We start from the raw sequence: 17453 nt of genomic DNA, 5'->3' as shown, positions 1-17453 counted from the left end.
CGTCAGGCCCGGGCGCGGCGGCGCGTGTTGCGCATCATGCGGAGGAGGATGCCCTCCCGCAGGCCGCGGTCGCAGACGGTGATGGCGGCGGAGGGCCAGATCTCCCGGATCGCGGCGTAGACGGCGCAGCCTGGCAGGACGAAGTCCACCCGTTCTGGCCCGATGCAGGGGTGCGCCGCGAGGCCAGCCCGACCCATGGCGCGCAGGCTGGAGAGGGCGCTGTCGGCCTCCTCCATCGAGAGTTCGTAGCCGTCCACGGCGCTGCGGGTGTAGCGCGAGAGGTTCAGGGCGATGCCGGCGAGCGTCGTCACGGTGCCCGAGGTGCCCATGACCCGGACGCCGCCGGCGCGAATCTCCTGCCGGATGCGGTGGACGGAATCGAAGCCCTCCAGACGATCCGCGACCTCGCGCACGACGCGGAGGAAGCCCTCCTCTTCGAAGCAGGCGGAGCCTTCCCGTTCCAGCAGCGTCACGACGCCGAAGGGGACGGAGATCGTGCCGATGAGTTCGGGGGCCGGGCCGTCCGCGCGCACCCACGCGATCTCCGTGCTGCCGCCGCCGATGTCGAAGAGGAGGGCCCGGCGGTCTTCCGGGCGGAGGAGCGGGGAGCAGGACTCCATCGCGAGCTCCGCCTCTTCCCGCGGGTGGATCACACGGATGGGGACGCCGAGGGCCTTTTCCGCGCGGCGGATGAAGCCCGCGCCGTTCGTGGCGCGGCGGCAGGCTTCCGTGGCGACGGCGTGGATCCCGTGGACGGGGCGGCGGGCCAGGCGTTGGCCGCAGGCTTCCAGCGCCGCCTCGGCCCGGTCCATGGCGGCGTCCGAGAGGGCGCCGGTGCTGCTGAGGCCCTCGCCGAGCCGGACGATGCGGGAGAACGAGTCGAGCACGCGGAAGCCCGCCGGCCCTCCCGGGCTCGCCATCAGCATCCGGCAGTTGTTCGTGCCGAGGTCGAGCGCGGCGAAGACCGGAGGGCCACCCCCGGCCTGGTGCCGCGGGGGTGGCCGTGGCCTGCGCCGACTGCCCCCGGCGGGGCGGGTTGGTCCAGCATGACAGTCCGATGGATGATCGTTGCCCGCGGGGCGCGGGACAAGTCCCGATCGCGTGGGGGTGCTTGCCCCGACAGGTGGACCCGCGATATAGGGCGCGCCCGCTGCCGGCAGGACGGTCGTGGCGGGTTGCGTCGTTGGGGAATAGTTTAACGGTAGAACTCCCGACTCTGACTCGGGCAGTCTTGGTTCGAATCCAGGTTCCCCAGCCACCCTTCGGTAAGTCTGTAATCCGGCGGCGTCAGTTTGCTTTCGCGACCACCCGCAGCCGCGAGGTCGCCAATCGTAACACGAGGCCCAGCGACAAACGCCCCCTTTGGTCCGGCACCGAATCGTGGCCATCGTACCGCCCCCGTCGTCTCGGCGCACATCGCCCTGCGCTCCGGGATCCGGTACCGAGGCCGAAGCTCTCTAGTCGCGACGGCGCGTGATACCGGCCCGGCGGGCACGCCCGCGGCGATCCGGTCATCCTTTCAGACGCGCGACAGAAGGACGGCCGCCATCTGAGCCTGTCATCTCGAAGCTCTGCTTGAGAGGACCGCCGCCATGAACGCCCGCGGCTCGATCACCAGCTCCGACTTCGCCGCCCTCTCTCGCCTCCATCGGCTGGCCGCGATGAAAGCGACCCGGGCGAACCCGGTGTCCCCGGACGGGTGGTCGAACTGCCCCTCGACACGGCCGACCTCGCCGACTTCCGATGGTCGGTTCAAGCGGCTGACTACGTCATTCCGGACGACCTGCCCGACGTGCCGGACCATCTCAGGGCCCCGATCGTTGCCGCCCCTCGCGCGTGCCGTGCCCGGCAGCCGCTCGCGGGCCCGCGCCGCATCGCCACGGCCGCGGCGCTCTCAGGTGGCCATCGGGGGCACCATTCAGCCCAAGCTCGCCGTAGTCGCCACCGATCTCTCGCTCGCTGGGGCTTGGTCGGCAGAGCCACCACCGCGGCGGGTCTTGGTCACTGGATTGGCGGAGGGGATGGGATTCGAACCCACGATAGGGGTTATCCCCCTATAACGGTTTAGCAAACCGCCGCCTTCGGCCACTCGGCCACCCCTCCGCAGGAGTGGAAAGTCACACGGCGTTTGACACAGCGCTTCTAACCGCTGCCGCCCCGCCCCGTCAAACCAGCACGTGGCCCCTCACGACAGTGGCACCTCGAACCCCCGCTTCGTCGCGGGGCGCGACATCATGCGCTCGTACCAAGCGCCGACGTTCGGCAGATCGTTGAACGGCACCTGATGGCGTTCATGCCGCCAGGCCCAGCCGAGGATGGCGAAGTCGGCGATGCTCGGCTCGCCCACCGTCGCAACGAACTCGCGGCCGGCAAGGCGCTTCTCCAGCACGCCATAGAGGCGCCGCGTTTCCTTTCCGTAGCGATCGAGCCCGTACTCTTTCGCCGGCCCATCGGGCTGCATGAGGAAGTGATGAATCTGGCCGGGCATCGGGCCGAACCCGCCCATCTGCCACATCAGCCATTCCAGGACGGGTACGCGGGCGCGTAGGTCGCGCGGCAGGAAGCGCCCTGTCTTCTCGCCGAGGTAGAGGAGGATCGCGCCGGACTCGAAAACGCTGATCGACTGGCCGTCCGGCCCCTCGTCGTCGAGGATCGCGGGGATGCGGTTGTTGGGGGAAATGGCGAGGAACTCCGGCCGGAACTGCTCGCCCTTCGAGATGTCCACGGGGACCACCGTGTAGGGCAGGCCCATCTCTTCCAGGGCGACGCTGACCTTGCGGCCGTTCGGCGTGTTCCAGGTGTGCAGCGTGATCATGCGGCGGTCTCCGGGGGTGGCGCCGGCGTAGCGCCACCCCCGGCCCGGCTCAAGTCAGCCGTCCAACGCCCTCTTCAGCGCCTCGTTCACGAGGGCAGGGTTGCCCTTGCCCTGCATGGCCTTCATCACCTGCCCGACGAACCAGCCGAAGAGTGTCGGCTTGGCGCGGTACTGTTCGACCTTGTCCGGGTTGTCGGCGATGATCTTGGCCACGGCCGCCTCGATCGCGTCGGTATCCGTGACCTGCTTCAGGCCGCGTTCCAAGACGATGGAGAGGGGCGAGTAGCCCGTCTCGAACATCGCCTCCAGGACCTCCTTGGCGAGTTTGCCGGAGAGCGTCTTGTCCGCGATCAGGTCGAGCAGCGCGCCGAGGTTCTCGGCGGAGACGGGCGAGTCGTCGATGCCCTTCCCGACCCGGTTCAGGCCCGCGAAGAAGTCGCCGGTGATCCAGTTCGCGGCGACCTTCGCGTCGCGCCCTTTCGCGACGGCCTCGAAGAAGGCGGCTGTCTCCTTCTCCGCCGTCAGCACGCGTGCGTCGTAGGCGGAGAGGCCGTAGTCGCTCACGTAGCGCGCGCGCCGCGCGTCCGGCAATTCGGGCAGTCCCTGCCTCAGGCTCTCGATCCACGCGGTGTCCAGTACCAGCGGCGGCAGGTCGGGATCGGGAAAGTAGCGGTAGTCGTGCGCGTCTTCCTTGGAGCGCATGGAGCGCGTCGCGCCCCGCCCCGTGTCGAAGAGACGCGTCTCCTGGTCCACGGTTCCGCCCGACTCCCATACCTCGACCTGCCGTCGCGCCTCGGCCTCCACCGCCTGCATGACGAAGCGGATGGAGTTGACGTTCTTCACCTCGCAGCGCGTCCGGTAGCCCTCGCCGGACTTGCGCACCGAGACGTTGACGTCGGCACGGAGCGACCCCTGCTCCATGTTGCCGTCGCAGGTGCCGAGGTAGCGCAGGATCTGCCGCAGTTTCGTCAGGTAGGCGCCCGCTTCCTCCGGGGACCGCATGTCGGGCTCCGACACGATCTCCATCAGCGCGACGCCGGAGCGGTTCAGGTCCACGTAGGTCTTCGTCGGGTGCTGGTCGTGCAGCGACTTGCCCGCATCCTGCTCCAGGTGCAGGCGGGTGACGCCGATCTCCTTCGTGCTGCCGTCCGACAGTTCGATGGAGATGCGGCCGGTGCCCACGACGGGAAACTGGTACTGGCTGATCTGGTAGCCCTGCGGCAGGTCCGCGTAGAAGTAGTTCTTCCGGTCGAAGCGCGACCATGGATTGATCTGCGCGTTCAGCCCCAGCCCGGTGCGGACGGCCTGGGCCACGCATTCGCGGTTGATGACCGGAAGCATCCCGGGGAAGCCGGCATCCACGAAGGAGACCTGCGTGTTCGGTTCCGCTCCGAACTCGGTCGCCGCGCCGGAGAAGAGCTTGGCGTTGCTCGTGACCTGCGCGTGGACCTCGAGGCCGATGACGACCTCCCAGGCGCCGGTGTCACCCTCGATCGTGTAGCTCATGCGTAGGCCCTCACCTGCGGCCGCCCGGTGAAGTTCGCAGAGCGCTCGACGGCTGCGCCCACCGCGAACACCGTTTCCTCGTCGAAGGACTTGCCCAACACCTGCAGGCCCAGCGGCAGCCCCAACCGGTCCACCCCCGCAGGCACCGCCAGCCCCGGGATGCCCGCGAGGTTCGCCGTCACCGTGAACACGTCGTTCAGGTACATCGCCACCGGATCGTCCTGCTTATCCCCCAGTGCGAAGGCCGAGGACGGGGTCGCCGGCGTCAGGATCGCGTCCACGTCGCGGAAGGCCCGGTCGAAGTCCTGCTTGATCAGCGCGCGGATGCGCTGCGCCTTCACGTAGTAGGCGTCGTAATAGCCGGCGGAGAGCACGTAGGTGCCGATCATGATCCGGCGCTTGACCTCCGCGCCGAATCCCGCGGCGCGCGTGCGGCCGTAGAGGTCGCGAAGGTCGTCACCCTCGGCGCGCAGGCCGTACCGGACCCCGTCGTAGCGCGCGAGGTTGGAGGAGGCTTCCGCAGGTGCCACGATGTAGTAGCAGGGCAGCGCGTATTTCGTATGCGGCAGGGAGATCTCGACGGTCTCCGCGCCCTCCGCCCGCAGCCAGTCCAGGCCGCGCTGCCACAGCGCCTCGATTTCGTCGGGCATGCCGGGCAGGCGATACTCCTGCGGCACGCCGATGCGCAGTCCCTTCACGCCGCGTGCGCAGGCCGCCGCGAAGTCCGGCACCGGCAGGTTCGCGGAAGTGCTGTCCTTCGGGTCGTGGCCCGCCATGGACCGAAGCAGGATCGCGCTGTCTTCCACCGTCCGCGCGAGCGGTCCCGGCGTGTCGAGCGACGAGGCGAAGGCGACCACGCCCCAGCGGGAGCAGCGGCCATAGGTCGGCTTCATCCCCGCGATGCCGCAGAAGGCCGCAGGCTGGCGGATGGAACCGCCCGTATCCGTCGCCGTCGCGCCCAGCGCCAGATGCGCGGCGACGGCGGCGGCGGAACCGCCCGACGATCCGCCGGGCGCCAGCCGCGTCTCCGTGTCGTTGCCGCGCTTCCACGGGTTCTCGACCTCGCCAAAGGCGGAGGTCGTGTTGGACGATCCCATGGCGAACTCGTCGAGGTTCGCCTTGCCGAGGAAGATCGCGCCGTCGCGCAGCAGGTTTGCGGAGACCGTGCTCTCATAGGGCGGCACGAAGTTGCCAAGGATTCGGGAGCCCGCTGTCGTCCGCGTCCCCGCCGTGCAGAACAGGTCCTTGATCGCGAGCGGGATGCCCTCCAACGGCCCCGCGACGCCCTCCGCGCGCCGGCGGTCGGATGCGCGGGCGGCTTCCATCGCCGCCTCCTCGGTCACGGTGATGTAGGCGTTGATCCGCGGGTTCAGCGCGATGATCGCGTCGAGATGCGCGCGCGTCAGCTGCTCCGACGTGATGATGCCCTCGTTCAGGGCCTCGAGCGCGCCGCGGAGGGTGAAATCGGTCGGGTGCATCACTCCACCACCTTCGGTACGGCAAAGAAGGAACCAGCCGCGTCCGGACCACGGTCCGGTGCATTCGCCAGCACCGCCGCGGCCATCCCGCCATCGGTCACTGCGTCGTCGCGCATCGGCAATGTCATGTCGCCGGCGCCTGCCAGGGGTTCCACGGAAGTCGTATCCACTTCCTGCAACTGCTCGATCCAGCCGAGGATCCCGTTCAGTTCGGCTTGAAGACGCTGGTCCTCCCCGGGTTCCAGGTGCAGTCGGGCCAAGTTGGCGACGCGGCGGACGGCGTCGAGGTCTAGGGACATCGTGGGGACGTGATCCGGCTGTCTCGGAAGAGGTGGGAGGAACCCGCCCCCCTCCCCCAAGTCAAGGGGAAGCGCGGGACGGTAAGCCGTGGCAGCCTCGCCGGCCATGTCGGAACCGCCCCCAGCCGATTCGCTCGCCGGCCGCCGAATCCTCCTCTGCTACGGACTGTTCGGGGAGGTGATGGCGGGGCTGCGCCCGTTCGGCCTGGACTACATGGGCGCCCAGGCCGCCTGGCTCCGCGCCCGCGGAGCGGCCGTGACCGTCGTCCCCTGCCCCACCGCCGCGCCGGTCGCCCGGAACGCCGAGCGGATCGGGGACGTGCTCCTCTCGGATTCCCGCCCGGCGATCCTCGTCGGCCACAGCAAGGGCGGGCTGGAGGCCCTGGCCGCCCTGGTGGACTCCTCGGCGGCGGCGCGGGCCGAGGGGCTGGTCGCGCTGCAATCGCCCTTCTTCGGCTCTCCCGTGGCGGACCTCCTGCTCGGCCCCCGGCCCCTGCACGGCTTCGCCGACGGCGCGATGCGCCTGCTTCGGCTCGGCGATGGACAGGGCTTGCGGGACCTCACCACGGCCGCCCGCGCCGAATGGATGCGGCTGCGGGAGGCAGAGGTCGCCGCGCTGCTCGCCCGCCTGCCCGCCGTCTGCGTGGCGACGGCCGTGGACGTGCGCGCGCCCGGGCGCGGCCGGGCCTACCTCACCCTCGCGCGCTGGCTGGAGGCGCGCGGGGCAGGGCCGAATGACGGGCTGGTGCCCGTCGCTTCCGCCCTCCTCCCCGGGGCGCGGCACATCGTGCTGCGCGGTGGGCACCGCGCGGCGGCCTCCACCGGGCGGGGCCGGGAACCGGTCGCGGTGCTTCAACGGGCGCTCTCGGCGCTTCGCGACCCGGGCCGGGTGGCGGCCTGATGCCGGTCACCCCCTCCCCGATCTCCGCGCTGCCTTGCCGCGGAATGCCCGGCTGATCGGCCTCGATCCCGGGCAGAAGATCATCGGCCTGGCGCTTTCCGACGTGCTGCTGATGCTCGCCTCGCCCTATGGCAGCCTGAAGCGCGGCAGGCTGGCCGCCAACGCCGCCGAGATCGCGGCGATCGCGGCGAAGGAGGGTGCGGGCGGCCTCGTCGTCGGCCTGCCGCTCGGCCTCGACGGGTCCTTCGGCCCCGCGGCGCAGGCGGCGAAGGATTGGGGCATGGCCGTCGCCGCCGCAGCCGGCCTGCCGGTCGCGATGTGGGACGAGCGGCTTTCCTCCGCCGCGGTGAACCGGATGATGATCGAGGCCGATCTGACCCGGGCGAAGCGGGCGCGTGCCGTGGATGCCGCGGCGGCCGCCTACATGCTTCAGGCCGCCTTGGACGCGACCCGGCCTCCGGCCCCCGACTATCCCGACGATTGATCGGCGTGTGTCGTAGCCCGATCCCGATGGATCGGAAGCTAGCTCGCTGACCGAGGCGACCTGCCGCCACCCTGGCCGGAGACGGTCGTCACGCTCGACCCACCAACCTCCGGCGGTCGGGGGCCACCGCGCGCTGCATGTAGGCGGCCGCAGCGTCGTATGTCTGCAGGACCCGCACGAGCGCGGGGACCTCGACCACCCGGAACCCGGCCCGTTCCCAGAAGCGCAGGGTGCCCCCGACGGCAACGATGGACACGGTCGCGTAGCCAAGCGTCGCCGCCAGCGCAGCGACCCGTTCTGCCAGGTCGAGGCCGGCGCCCTTCCCCCGCGCCTCAGGGAGCAGGGCGAGGTCGTGGAGGTACAGCGTATCTGCCGCGTCGGGCAGGCGCCCGAGGGCGGCGTTCAGGGCGAGCGCCTCCCCGGATCGCCAGGGGTGGGAGATCGCGTAGCCCAGGATGCCGGCGGCCTCCCGCAGGACGAGACAGCCAGCCGGGAAGAGGCGGAATTTCTCCGCCATGCGCCCCTCGTCCTCCGGGTGCGCGGCGTGGACCGCCTCCCCGATCGCCTCGCAGGCCAGGAGGTCGTCGGCCCGCATCGGGACCCACCCCCCTCGTCCCCCCGGGTCCCCCCGGCTATCCTCCGCCGTCATGCCCCTCTACCCGCACAGGCACCTCCTCGCCCTGCAGGGCCTGGAGCCGCCCTATATCGCGGAACTTCTGGACCTCGCCGAGTCCTACGTCCTGCTGAACCGTGGCGGGAAGGCGCCGCGCGACCTGCTGCGCGGGCGGACACTCATCAACCTGTTCTTCGAGGATTCGACGCGCACCCGGACGTCCTTCGAGATTGCGGGCAAGCGCCTCGGGGCCGACGTGATCAACATGTCGGTCAGCACGTCTTCCGTGAACAAGGGGGAGACGCTGCTGGACACGGCGTCCACGCTGAATGCCATGCAGACGGACCTGCTGGTGATCCGGCACGCGCAGTCCGGCGCGCCGGCCCTGCTGTCGCAGAAGGTTGCCGCCGCGGTGATCAACGCCGGCGACGGCACGCACGAGCACCCGACGCAGGCGCTGCTCGATGCATTGACCATCCGCCGCCGAAAGGGGCGGCTGGAAAACCTGACCGTCGCGATCTGCGGCGACGTGCTGCATTCCCGCGTGGCGCGGTCCAACATCCACCTGCTGCTGGCGATGAACTGCCGCGTCCGGATCATCGGCCCGCCCACCCTGATCCCGGCCGAGGCCGAGGCGCTGGGCGTCGAGGTCTTCCACGACATGCGCGCGGGCCTTCGCGACGCCGACGTCGTGATGATGCTGCGCCTGCAGAAGGAGCGGATGTCGGGCGGCCTCGTCCCTTCGGCGCGCGAGTTCTTCCGCTTCTATGGGCTGGATGCGGCGAAGCTGAAGGTCGCGAAGCCCGACGCCATCGTCATGCATCCCGGCCCGATGAACCGCGGCGTCGAGATCGACAGCGCCGTCGCGGACGATCCGGCCCGCAGCGTGATCGGGGAGCAGGTTGAGATGGGCGTCGCGGTGCGGATGGCCGTGCTCGATATCCTGTCGCAGAACCGCCGGCGGAACGCCCGATGAGGCGGCCGATTGTCCTGACGAACGTCCACGTCCTGTGCCCCGCGACGGGGCGCGACAGGCCAGGGCGCGTGGTGATCGAGGGCGGCCGGATCGCCGGCCTCGACGGCGACGGGACGCCCGAGGGGGCGGAAGTGGTGGACGGCGCCGGCGCCGTCCTCGCCCCCGGGCTCATCGACCTCCGCGCCTCGCTCGGCGAACCGGGCCACGAGCATCGGGAGACCATCGAATCGGCCGCCGAGGCCGCGGCGGCCGGGGGGATCACGACCCTCTGCGCCCTGCCGGATAGCGACCCCGCAGCGGACGACCCCGCGCTCGTCAACTACGTCCTCCGCCGCGGCGAGGCGACGGGCAGCGTCACCCTCCTCCCCTACGGTGCGGCTACGCGGGGCTGCGCCGGGAAGGAGATCACGGAGTTTGGCCTGCTGCGCGAGGCCGGCGCCATTGCCTTCACCGACGGCCGCCACGCGATTGCCGAGGCGCGGACCATGCGCCTGGCGCTGTCCTATGCCCGGGCCTTCGGGAGCTTCGTCGTCCAGCACCCGGAGGAGCCGTCGCTGACCCGCAACGCCGCGGCGACCGAGGGCGAGATGGCGACCCGCATGGGCCTGCCCGCAGCCCCCGCTGCGGCCGAGGCGATGATGGTCGCCCGCGACGTTGCCCTCGCCCGTCTGACGCGCGGTCACGTCCACTTCGCCCATGTCTCGACCGGCGCGGCGCTCGACCTGATCCGCGCCGCGAAGGGCGAGGGGCTGCGCGTCACCTGCGACACGGCGCCCCCCTATTTCGACCTGAACGAGACGGCGATCGGCGACTTCCGCACCTACGCCAAACTCTCGCCTCCCCTGCGGCGGGAGGAGGATAGGCGCGCCGTCGTCGAGGCCCTGGCCGACGGCACCATCGACGCCATCGCCTCCGACCACCAGCCGTGGGACGCCGACGACAAGCGCCTGCCCTTCGCCCAGGCCGAGGCCGGGGGCGCCGGGCTCGCGACTCTGCTGGCCGTCACCCTCGCCAGGGTCCACGCGGGCGACCTGACGCTGATGCGCGCGATCGAACTGCTGACGGCCGCACCGGCCCGCCTCCTGGGGCTGGAGGTCGGCCGGATCGCCGTGGGTGCCCCGGCCGACCTCGTCCTCATCTCCCCAGACCGCGCGTGGAAGGTGGAAGCCGGGCGTTTACCGGGCAAGGCGCAGAACTCCCCCTTCGACGGGCGGGCGCTGGAGGGACGCGTGATCGGGACCTGGAAGGCCGGGCGGAGGGTGTTCGGCGCTTGAAGTTCTGGGAGAACTTCTCCCCAAACACCGTTTATGGAGCGATCCGCTTTGTCGTCTGGTCTCTCACGGACCCCCACGCCATGTCGTTGATCGGCGCCGCTGTCCTCGGCTTCCTGCTCGGCAGCATCCCCTTTGGCCTGCTGCTGACCCGCGCGGCCGGCCTGGGTGACATCCGCGCCATCGGGTCCGGCAGCATCGGCGCGACGAACGTGCTGCGAACCGGGAGCAAGGCGCTTGCGGCCGGGACCTTGCTGCTCGACGGGCTGAAGGGGACGGTCGCGGTCTGGCTCGCGGTCTGGCTTCTCGGGCCCGCTGCGGCCGGAGTGGCGGCCGTAGCGGCTGTCTTCGGTCATTGCTTCACGCCCTGGCTCGGCTTCCGCGGCGGCAAGGGAATCGCGACGGCCCTCGGCGCCTTCCTCGCCCTCGCCTGGGCCGTCTTCGTCACGGCGGGGGTCGTCTGGCTCGTCACGGCGAAGGTCACCCGCATTTCCTCGGCCAGCGGGCTGGCCGGGATGATCGCAGCGGCGGTCGTGGCCTGGATTGTCGGGGGGCCGGGACTCGGCTGGCCGGTCCTGGTCATCGTCGTGACGATCTTCGCGCGACACCACCAGAACATCCGCCGCCTCCTCGCCGGCGCCGAGCCGCGGATCGGCGCGGGCAAGTGACGCCGGCCGAGTCCCTCGCCCGGTTGCGGCTGGCACGAAGCGACGGCGTCGGTCCGCAGACCTTCCGGCGCCTGCTCGCCCGCCACGGCGGCGCCGAGGCTGCGCTGGACGGGCTGGCGGCGGAGCGGCTGCGGGCCGCCGACGCGGGCACCACGCGTCGGGAGCACGACGCGGTGCTGGAGATGGGCGGCACCTGGCTGCACCTCGGCGAGGCCGCCTACCCTCCCCTCCTTGCCTCAACCGAGGATGCACCGCCCGTGATCGCCGTCCTCGGTGACCCGGCCCTGCTGCACCAGCGGCAGGTCGCTGTCGTCGGCGCCCGCAATGCCTCGGCCGGAGGACTTCGGATCGCGGAGGAACTGGCGGAGGGGCTGTCGGACGCCGGGGTGACTGTGACTTCCGGCCTTGCCCGGGGGTGGACGCCGCAGCCCATGCCGGCGGGCTGACGGGGCCGGGGCGGACGGTCGCGGTCCTCGCGGGCGGGCTGGACGTGGCCTATCCGCCGGAGAATCGCGCCCTGCAGGAGCGGATCGCGGCGGAGGGGGCGCTGGTCGCGGAGAGCGCCCTCGGAATGGCGCCGCTGAACCGGCACTTCCCCAAGCGGAACCGGATCGTCGCGGGCCTCTCCCTCGGGGTCGCGGTGATCGAGGCGGCGCTGCGGTCCGGGACGCTCATCACCGCGCGGATCGGGAACGAGCTGGGGCGAGAGATCTATGCGGTCCCCGGTTCCCCCCTTGATCCGCGCTGCCAGGGGTCGAACGACCTTCTGCGGCAGGGCGCGCATTTCTGCGAACGGGCGGCCGACATCCTTGAAACGCTGCCCGTGACGGCGGAGGCCATACCGGTCTTCCGGCCCCGGCGGGAGGCCGCGAAGGCACCCCCGCCGCGCTTCTCCCCGACCCCGGCCGGGCCATCCGGACCGGCCCCCGACCTCCTCGACCTGATCGGGGCCACCCCCGTTCCGGTTGACGAGGTGCTGCGGCGGTGCCACCTGCCCCCACCGTCCGCCCGGGCCCTGCTCTCCGAGCTGGAGCTGGAGGGGCGGATCCAGACCTTGCCGGGCAACCGCGTGGTGCGCGCCGGCACCTGAGGGGCGTCGTTCCGCCCCCGGGACATCCCGGCCGGAGGGCCCGTCCGACCGCCCATGACAGACGTCGTCGTCGTCGAATCGCCCGCCAAGGCGAAGACCATCAACAAGTACCTGGGCTCGGGCTACCGCGTCCTCGCGTCCTTCGGCCATGTCCGCGACCTCCCCCCGAAGGACGGCTCCGTCCGGCCGGAGGAGGACTTCGCGATGGACTGGGAGAGCGATGATCGCGGCGAGCGCCAGGTGAAGGAGATCGCCCAGGCGCTGAAGTCGGGCGGATCACGGCGCCTCTACCTCGCGACCGACCCGGACAGGGAGGGCGAGGCGATCTCCTGGCACGTGAAGCAGATGCTGGAAGGCCGGCGCGCCCTGAAGGGTGTCGAGGTCCACCGCATCACCTTCAACGAGATCACGAAGCGGGCGATCCAGCACGCGATCGAGAACCCGCGCGACCTCGATGCGCCGCTGATCGACGCCTACATGGCGCGGCGGGCGCTGGACTACCTCGTCGGGTTCACCCTCTCGCCGGTGCTTTGGCGGAAACTACCGGGGTCGCGTTCGGCGGGCCGCGTGCAGTCCGTGGCGCTGCGCCTGATCTGCGAGCGTGAAGCGGAGATCGAGGCCTTCCGGCCCCGCGAATACTGGACGATCGAGGCCAATTTCCGCACGCCCGCCGGCGCGCCCTTCCTTGCCCGTCTGACGCACCACGAGGGCAAGAAGCTCGATCAGTTCGACCTGCCGGACGAGGCCAGCGCCCTACGCGCCAAGGCCGCGGTCGAGGCGGGTACCTTCACTGTCGCCGCCGTCGAGAAGCGCCGGGTCAAGCGCAACCCGCCCCCGCCCTTCACGACCTCGACCCTGCAGCAGGAGGCCTCCCGGAAGCTCGGCATGGGCGCGAAGGCCACGATGTCCGTCGCGCAGCAATTGTATGAGGGTGCGGACATCGGCGGCGAGACCGTCGGCCTGATCACCTACATGCGGACGGACGGCGTGCAGATGGCGCGGGAGGCGATCGCCGAGATCCGCGACCACGTGCGCGACGCCTTCGGGCGCGACTACCTGCCCGTCGCGGCCCGCGAATACGCGACGAAGGCGAAGAACGCGCAGGAAGCGCATGAGGCCATCCGCCCGACCGACGTGACCCGCACGCCGGCGGAGGTCGCGCGGTACCTGTCGCCCGAGCAGCGGCGCCTCTACGACCTGGTCTGGAAGCGGGCCGTCGCGTCGCAGATGCAGTCGGCCGAACTGGACCAGACCGCGGTGGACCTGGCCGACGAGACAGGGCGCACCCGCCTGCGCGCCACGGGCCAGGTCATCGCCTTCGACGGCTACCTGAAGCTCTACCGCGAGGACATCGACGACGCGCGCCTCGCGGCCGACGACGAGAACAAGACGCTGCCGCCGATGCGCGAGGGCGAGCGCCCCAAGCGCGACGCGGTGGCCGCGAACCAGCACTTCACCCAGCCGCCGCCGCGCTATTCGGAGGCGTCGCTGGTGAAGAAGATGGAGGAGCTCGGCATCGGCCGGCCCTCCACCTACGCCTCCATCCTGCAGACGCTGCAGGACCGGGAATACGTGCGCCTGGAACAACGGCGCTTCGTGCCGGAGGACCGGGGGCGGCTCGTGACTGCTTTCCTCACCTCCTTCTTCGAACGCTACGTGGACACCGGCTTCACGGCGGCGCTGGAGGAACAGCTGGACGACATCTCCGGCGGCCGGGCCGACTGGCGGGAGGTGATGCGCCTCTTCTGGGCCGATTTCCGCGCGGCGGTGGACCAGACGAAGGACTTGAAGATCAGCGACGTCATCGACGCACTGGACGAGGACCTCGGGCCGCATTTCTTCCCGGAGCGCGGCGACGGAGCAAACCCGCGGGGCTGCCCGGTCTGCATCGCTGAGAAGCGGGAGGGTGGTCGCCTCGGGCTGCGCCTCGGGCGGACCGGCGCTTTCATCGGCTGCTCGAACTATCCGGAATGCCGCTACACCCGGCCGCTCGTCGTGCCGGGGGCGGATGGGGAGACCGACGCGAACGAAGGGCCGCGGGACCTGGGGCGCGCGCCGTCCGGCGAGGTGGTGTCGGTCCGCCGCGGTCCCTACGGGCTCTACGCCCAGTTGGGCGAGGCCGGGACGGACGAGAAGGGCAAGCCGACAAAGCCCCGGCGCGCTTCCCTGCCCCGCGGCATGGATGCCGACACGCTGACGCTGGAACGCGCGCTCGCGCTCCTGAGCATGCCGCGCGTCGTCGGCATGCACCCGGACAGCGGCGAGGAGATCACGGCCAATCTCGGCCGCTTCGGGCCGTACCTGAAGTCGGGCGCGCTGTCGGTGTCGCTGACGCCGGGGGACGACATCCTGGCGATCGGGATGAACCGCGCGATGGAGTTGCTGGCGAACGCCAAGCCGCGCGGGGTGGTGCTGGGCAACCACCCGAAGGACGGGGCGCCGGTGGAGATCAAGCGCGGCCGCTTCGGTCCCTATGCGCAGCATGGCAGCACCGTCGCGTCCCTGCCGCGTGGGACGGAGATGGAAGCGGTCACGCTGGACCAGGCGGTGGCCCTGCTGACGGAGAAGGGGAAGGTCCTGCCGGCGCGAAAGGGTGCCGGCGGGCGTGGCGCCCGTGGCCGGACGAAGGCGGGTGCCGGTTCTGCCGAGGCTGGGCCGAAGGCGACGCGGAAGGCAGCCGGCATGAAGGCGGCCGGAACGAAGGCGGCCGGCACGAAGAGCGCCGCGCGCGCCCCGGCGAAGGCCGCCGTCAAGGCCGCTCCGAAGGCTGGCAGCGCGAAGAGCGCCGCGAAGCCGCGCCGCACGGCGGCTGCGAAGCCGCGGACCAAGGCGCGCTGAGGTGGCGAAGCACACCCCTCGCAAGCCGCGCCGCGGCGGGCCCGGCGAGCGCGCGACCGGGGCGGGAACGCCCGCGAAGCCGGCCCGCGCGCGTCGTGCGGCGGCCTGGCGCGCGTCCGGCAGCAGCGGGTCGGGCATCGGCCCCGTCGTGCGCCAGGGTGGTGCGGCCGAGGAGGTCCAGGCCGTCGGGCCTGGCGGGCCGCCGGCGCCGAACCCGGCCCGCGGCAGCCGCAAGGCCCCGCCCCGCCGCAAGCCCGCCGCCGGCCAACCCGGCTCTGACAACCCCGGCAACCCCGGCTCCGGCGAACCCGGCCCGGTGCCGGGCAAGGAGGAGGTTCGCGCCTTCCTGCGCTCCAACCCCGGCCGCGTCGGGATGGCCGACGTGGTGCGGCACTTCGGTCTCGGCGCCGACCAGCGGCCGGCGCTGCGTGAAGTGATGCGCGCGTTGAAGGAGGACGGCACCGCCGCCCCCGTCGGGAGGCGCGGGCTGCAAAGCAGCGACTCGCTGCCCGACATGGCGGCCGTCGAGGTCTTCGGGACCGACCCGGACGGCGATCCCCTCGCCCGGCCGATCGCCTGGGACGGGCCGGAAAAGCCCGTCATCTACATGCGCCCCGAGCGCGCCGGACAGGCGGCGCTGGCCCCGGGCGACAAGGTCCTGGCGCGGATCACCCGAATCGGCCCCGGCAAGTACGAGGGGCGGACCTTCAAGCGGATCGGCGGCGGTGCACCGTCGCGCATCCTCGGCATCTACAGCGGCGGCACCGTGCAGCCGGTGGACCGGCGCGCCCGCGGCGAGTGGCGGGTCGAGCCGGGGAACGAGGGCGGCGCGCGGGACGGCGAACTGGTCGTCGCGGAGCCGGTGGCCGCCAGCCGAGGCCGGCACTTCGGGCCCAAGCCCGCGCGCGTCGTGGAACGGCTCGGCTCGATGGACGAGCCGCGGGCGGTGTCGCGCCTCTGCATCGCGCAGCACGGCATCCCCGAGGCCTTCGCGCCCGAGGCCCTGGATTCCGCGCGCCGTGCCCGCGGCATCGGGCCGGAGGGGCGGGAGGACCTGCGGGACGTCCCGCTCGTCACGATCGACGGGGAGGATGCGCGGGACTTCGACGACGCCGTCTTCGCCGAATTGGATCCGGAGGGTGGTCACCGCGTGATCGTCGCGATCGCCGACGTCGCGCACTATGTCAGGCCCGGCACGCCGCTGGACCGGGACGCCTGGACCCGCGGCAACTCCGTCTACTTCCCCGACCGCGTCGTGCCGATGCTGCCGGAGGAGCTGTCGAACGGCTGGTGCTCCCTCAAGCCGGGGGAGGACCGCGGCTGCCTTTTCGTCGAGATGCGCTTCGACGCGGAAGGGGCGAAGGTCGGGCATCGCTTCGGGCGGGGGATCATGCGCTCCGCCGCGCGGCTGACCTACGAGAAGGTGCAGGCGGCATACGATTCGGGAGACGACCTCGGCCTGCCGGCGGGGCATGTCGGCCGGCTCTACGCGGCCTACCGCGCCCTGCTCGCGGCGCGGCTGCGGCGCGGGACGCTGGACCTGGACCTGCCCGAGCGGAAGGTCGTGCTAGGCCCGGACGGGAAGGTGCTGTCGGTCGCGGCGCGTCAGCGGCTCGACAGCCACCGCCTGATCGAGGAGTTCATGGTCGCCGCCAATGTCTGCGCGGCGGAGGAGCTGGAGCGGCTGCACCAGCCCTGCATGTACCGTATCCACGACCGGCCCTCGGACGAAAAGCTGGAGACGCTGCGGCCCTTCCTGGCGGGCCTCGGCTTCACCCTGCCGCCCGGCAACCTCGTGAAGCCGCGCGACTTCGCCCGGATCCTCGAGAAGACGAAGGACCTGCCGGAATCGCGGCTGATCAGCGAGACGATCCTGCGCGGGCAGTCCCAGGCGGCCTATACGCCGGACAACCTGGGGCATTTCGGGCTCGCCCTGCCGCGCTACGCGCACTTCACCTCGCCCATCCGGCGCTACGCGGACCTGCTGGTTCACCGCGCGCTGATCCGGGGCCTGAAGCTCGGCCCGGACGGAGTGACGGAAGCGGAAGCGGCGGGCCTGGAGGAGACGGGCGAGCACATCACGCGCACCGAACGGCGCGCTGCGCTTGCGGAACGAGACGCAGTGGATCGTTATCTGACCGCCTACCTGGCCGACCGCGTGGGTGCGCGGTTCGATGCACGCGTTTCCGGCGTGACACGCTTCGGCATCTTCGTGACATTGGAGGAGAGCGGGGCCAACGGAATCGTACCGGTCTCCTCGCTGCCGGACGATCAATGGATTCACGAGGAAGCGGCGATGCGACTGGTCGGGCGCCGCACCGGATTGGCCTTCACCCTCGGCGACGAGGTGGAGGTGATGCTGGCCGAGGCGGAGACGCGTACGGGCAGCCTGTCGTTCCAGATCATGCAGGGTGCGCCGGTGGCCGCGTCGCGCGCGGGGCGGAGCAAGGCGCCGCGGGCGACGAAGCCCGTGCGCAAGCCGATTCAGGCCTTCAACCGCCGGGGGTAGCGGCA

Annotated in this window: 13 protein-coding genes, 2 tRNA genes and 1 pseudogene; 9 read left to right on the top strand and 7 right to left on the bottom strand. The window is 71.5% G+C overall.

The annotated features are described in order from the left end of the window. Nucleotides 1-2 precede the first annotated feature (2 nt). The gene (locus tag ACE7GA_RS20555; protein ID WP_376090813.1) at nucleotides 3-926 is read right to left on the bottom strand and encodes a Ppx/GppA phosphatase family protein; all 924 of its coding nucleotides are present in this window, start codon (nucleotides 924-926) and stop codon (nucleotides 3-5) included. A 258-nt stretch (nucleotides 927-1184) separates the two neighbouring features. Between ACE7GA_RS20555 and ACE7GA_RS20550 the strand changes: the two genes are divergently transcribed. Next, nucleotides 1185-1258 (top strand) — tRNA-Gln (locus tag ACE7GA_RS20550). Nucleotides 1259-2010: 752 nt separating this feature from the next. Here ACE7GA_RS20550 and ACE7GA_RS20545 read toward each other — a convergent pair. The 5 genes from ACE7GA_RS20545 to gatC all read right to left on the bottom strand — a co-directional run bounded on the left by ACE7GA_RS20545 (nucleotide 2011) and on the right by gatC (nucleotide 6098). Further along, nucleotides 2011-2103 (bottom strand) — tRNA-Ser (locus ACE7GA_RS20545). A gap of 82 nt (nucleotides 2104-2185) precedes the next feature. After that, the gene (locus tag ACE7GA_RS20540; RefSeq protein WP_376090810.1) at nucleotides 2186-2815 is read right to left on the bottom strand and encodes a glutathione S-transferase family protein; all 630 of its coding nucleotides are present in this window, start codon (nucleotides 2813-2815) and stop codon (nucleotides 2186-2188) included. A 54-nt stretch (nucleotides 2816-2869) separates the two neighbouring features. Continuing rightward, nucleotides 2870-4321: an Asp-tRNA(Asn)/Glu-tRNA(Gln) amidotransferase subunit GatB gene (gene gatB / locus ACE7GA_RS20535; protein WP_376090807.1), complete on the bottom strand. Its 1452-nt coding sequence runs from the start codon at nucleotides 4319-4321 to the stop codon at nucleotides 2870-2872. Next, nucleotides 4318-5799 carry an Asp-tRNA(Asn)/Glu-tRNA(Gln) amidotransferase subunit GatA gene (gatA, locus tag ACE7GA_RS20530; protein WP_376090804.1) on the bottom strand — a complete coding sequence of 494 codons (1482 nt, stop codon included), beginning with the start codon at nucleotides 5797-5799 and terminating at the stop codon, nucleotides 4318-4320. The genes gatB and gatA overlap by 4 nt, the downstream gene beginning before the upstream one ends. Next, on the bottom strand, nucleotides 5799-6098 hold the full coding sequence (gatC, locus tag ACE7GA_RS20525; protein WP_376090801.1) for an Asp-tRNA(Asn)/Glu-tRNA(Gln) amidotransferase subunit GatC: 300 nt from the start codon (nucleotides 6096-6098) through the stop codon (nucleotides 5799-5801). The genes gatA and gatC overlap by 1 nt, the downstream gene beginning before the upstream one ends. A gap of 106 nt (nucleotides 6099-6204) precedes the next feature. Between gatC and ACE7GA_RS20520 the strand changes: the two genes are divergently transcribed. Continuing rightward, entirely contained in the window at nucleotides 6205-6999 is a 795-nt protein-coding gene (locus ACE7GA_RS20520) for a hypothetical protein (RefSeq protein WP_376090798.1), read from the top strand. A 34-nt stretch (nucleotides 7000-7033) separates the two neighbouring features. Beyond that, complete coding sequence (gene ruvX, locus ACE7GA_RS20515) at nucleotides 7034-7483, top strand: Holliday junction resolvase RuvX (protein WP_376090795.1); 450 nt, start codon at nucleotides 7034-7036, stop codon at nucleotides 7481-7483. Between the two features lie 88 nt (nucleotides 7484-7571). Here ruvX and ACE7GA_RS20510 read toward each other — a convergent pair whose 3' ends face one another. Next, complete coding sequence (locus ACE7GA_RS20510; RefSeq protein WP_376090792.1) at nucleotides 7572-8078, bottom strand: GNAT family N-acetyltransferase; 507 nt, start codon at nucleotides 8076-8078, stop codon at nucleotides 7572-7574. A 52-nt stretch (nucleotides 8079-8130) separates the two neighbouring features. On the opposite strand from ACE7GA_RS20510, the gene ACE7GA_RS20505 reads away from it, so the two are divergent. The 6 genes and pseudogenes from ACE7GA_RS20505 (at nucleotide 8131) to rnr (ending at nucleotide 17448) form a co-directional block, all read left to right on the top strand. After that, the gene (locus ACE7GA_RS20505; RefSeq protein WP_376090789.1) at nucleotides 8131-9072 is read left to right on the top strand and encodes an aspartate carbamoyltransferase catalytic subunit; all 942 of its coding nucleotides are present in this window, start codon (nucleotides 8131-8133) and stop codon (nucleotides 9070-9072) included. Next, a complete protein-coding gene (locus ACE7GA_RS20500) occupies nucleotides 9069-10346 on the top strand; it encodes a dihydroorotase family protein (protein WP_376090786.1) in 1278 nt (425 codons plus the stop codon). The genes ACE7GA_RS20505 and ACE7GA_RS20500 overlap by 4 nt, the downstream gene beginning before the upstream one ends. Before the next feature lie 80 nt (nucleotides 10347-10426). Further along, a complete protein-coding gene (gene plsY / locus ACE7GA_RS20495) occupies nucleotides 10427-11011 on the top strand; it encodes a glycerol-3-phosphate 1-O-acyltransferase PlsY (RefSeq protein ID WP_376090783.1) in 585 nt (194 codons plus the stop codon). Then, nucleotides 11008-12101, top strand: a pseudogene (gene dprA / locus ACE7GA_RS20490) (DNA-processing protein DprA). Before plsY ends, dprA begins: the two are co-directional and overlap by 4 nt. A 54-nt stretch (nucleotides 12102-12155) precedes the next feature. Then, a complete protein-coding gene (topA, locus tag ACE7GA_RS20485; RefSeq protein ID WP_376090780.1) occupies nucleotides 12156-14939 on the top strand; it encodes a type I DNA topoisomerase in 2784 nt (927 codons plus the stop codon). A 1-nt stretch (nucleotide 14940) separates the two neighbouring features. Further along, nucleotides 14941-17448: a ribonuclease R gene (rnr, locus tag ACE7GA_RS20480; RefSeq protein ID WP_376090777.1), complete on the top strand. Its 2508-nt coding sequence runs from the start codon at nucleotides 14941-14943 to the stop codon at nucleotides 17446-17448. Nucleotides 17449-17453 lie beyond the last annotated feature (5 nt).

It is taken from the genome of Roseomonas sp. CCTCC AB2023176 (genome assembly GCF_042259275.1).
Lineage (GTDB): Bacteria > Pseudomonadota > Alphaproteobacteria > Acetobacterales > Acetobacteraceae > Roseomonas.
The sequence above is the reverse complement of the archived record's forward strand: the minus strand, read 5'-3'. Positions and strand labels throughout refer to the sequence as shown.

Bases quoted from the DNA above. Each gene is read 5' to 3' on its own strand.
- gatA (WP_376090804.1), bottom strand. From the start codon at position 5,799: ATGCACCCGACCGATTTCACCCTCCGCGGCGCGCTCGAGGCCCTGAAC.
- plsY (WP_376090783.1), top strand. From the start codon at position 10,427: ATGTCGTTGATCGGCGCCGCTGTCCTCGGCTTCCTGCTCGGCAGCATC.
- ACE7GA_RS20520 (WP_376090798.1), top strand. From the start codon at position 6,205: ATGTCGGAACCGCCCCCAGCCGATTCGCTCGCCGGCCGCCGAATCCTC.
- gatB (WP_376090807.1), bottom strand. From the start codon at position 4,321: ATGAGCTACACGATCGAGGGTGACACCGGCGCCTGGGAGGTCGTCATC.
- ACE7GA_RS20540 (WP_376090810.1), bottom strand. From the start codon at position 2,815: ATGATCACGCTGCACACCTGGAACACGCCGAACGGCCGCAAGGTCAGC.
- ACE7GA_RS20555 (WP_376090813.1), bottom strand. From the start codon at position 926: ATGCTGATGGCGAGCCCGGGAGGGCCGGCGGGCTTCCGCGTGCTCGAC.
- gatC (WP_376090801.1), bottom strand. From the start codon at position 6,098: ATGTCCCTAGACCTCGACGCCGTCCGCCGCGTCGCCAACTTGGCCCGA.
- topA (WP_376090780.1), top strand. From the start codon at position 12,156: ATGACAGACGTCGTCGTCGTCGAATCGCCCGCCAAGGCGAAGACCATC.
- ACE7GA_RS20510 (WP_376090792.1), bottom strand. From the start codon at position 8,078: ATGCGGGCCGACGACCTCCTGGCCTGCGAGGCGATCGGGGAGGCGGTC.
- ACE7GA_RS20505 (WP_376090789.1), top strand. From the start codon at position 8,131: ATGCCCCTCTACCCGCACAGGCACCTCCTCGCCCTGCAGGGCCTGGAG.
- ACE7GA_RS20500 (WP_376090786.1), top strand. From the start codon at position 9,069: ATGAGGCGGCCGATTGTCCTGACGAACGTCCACGTCCTGTGCCCCGCG.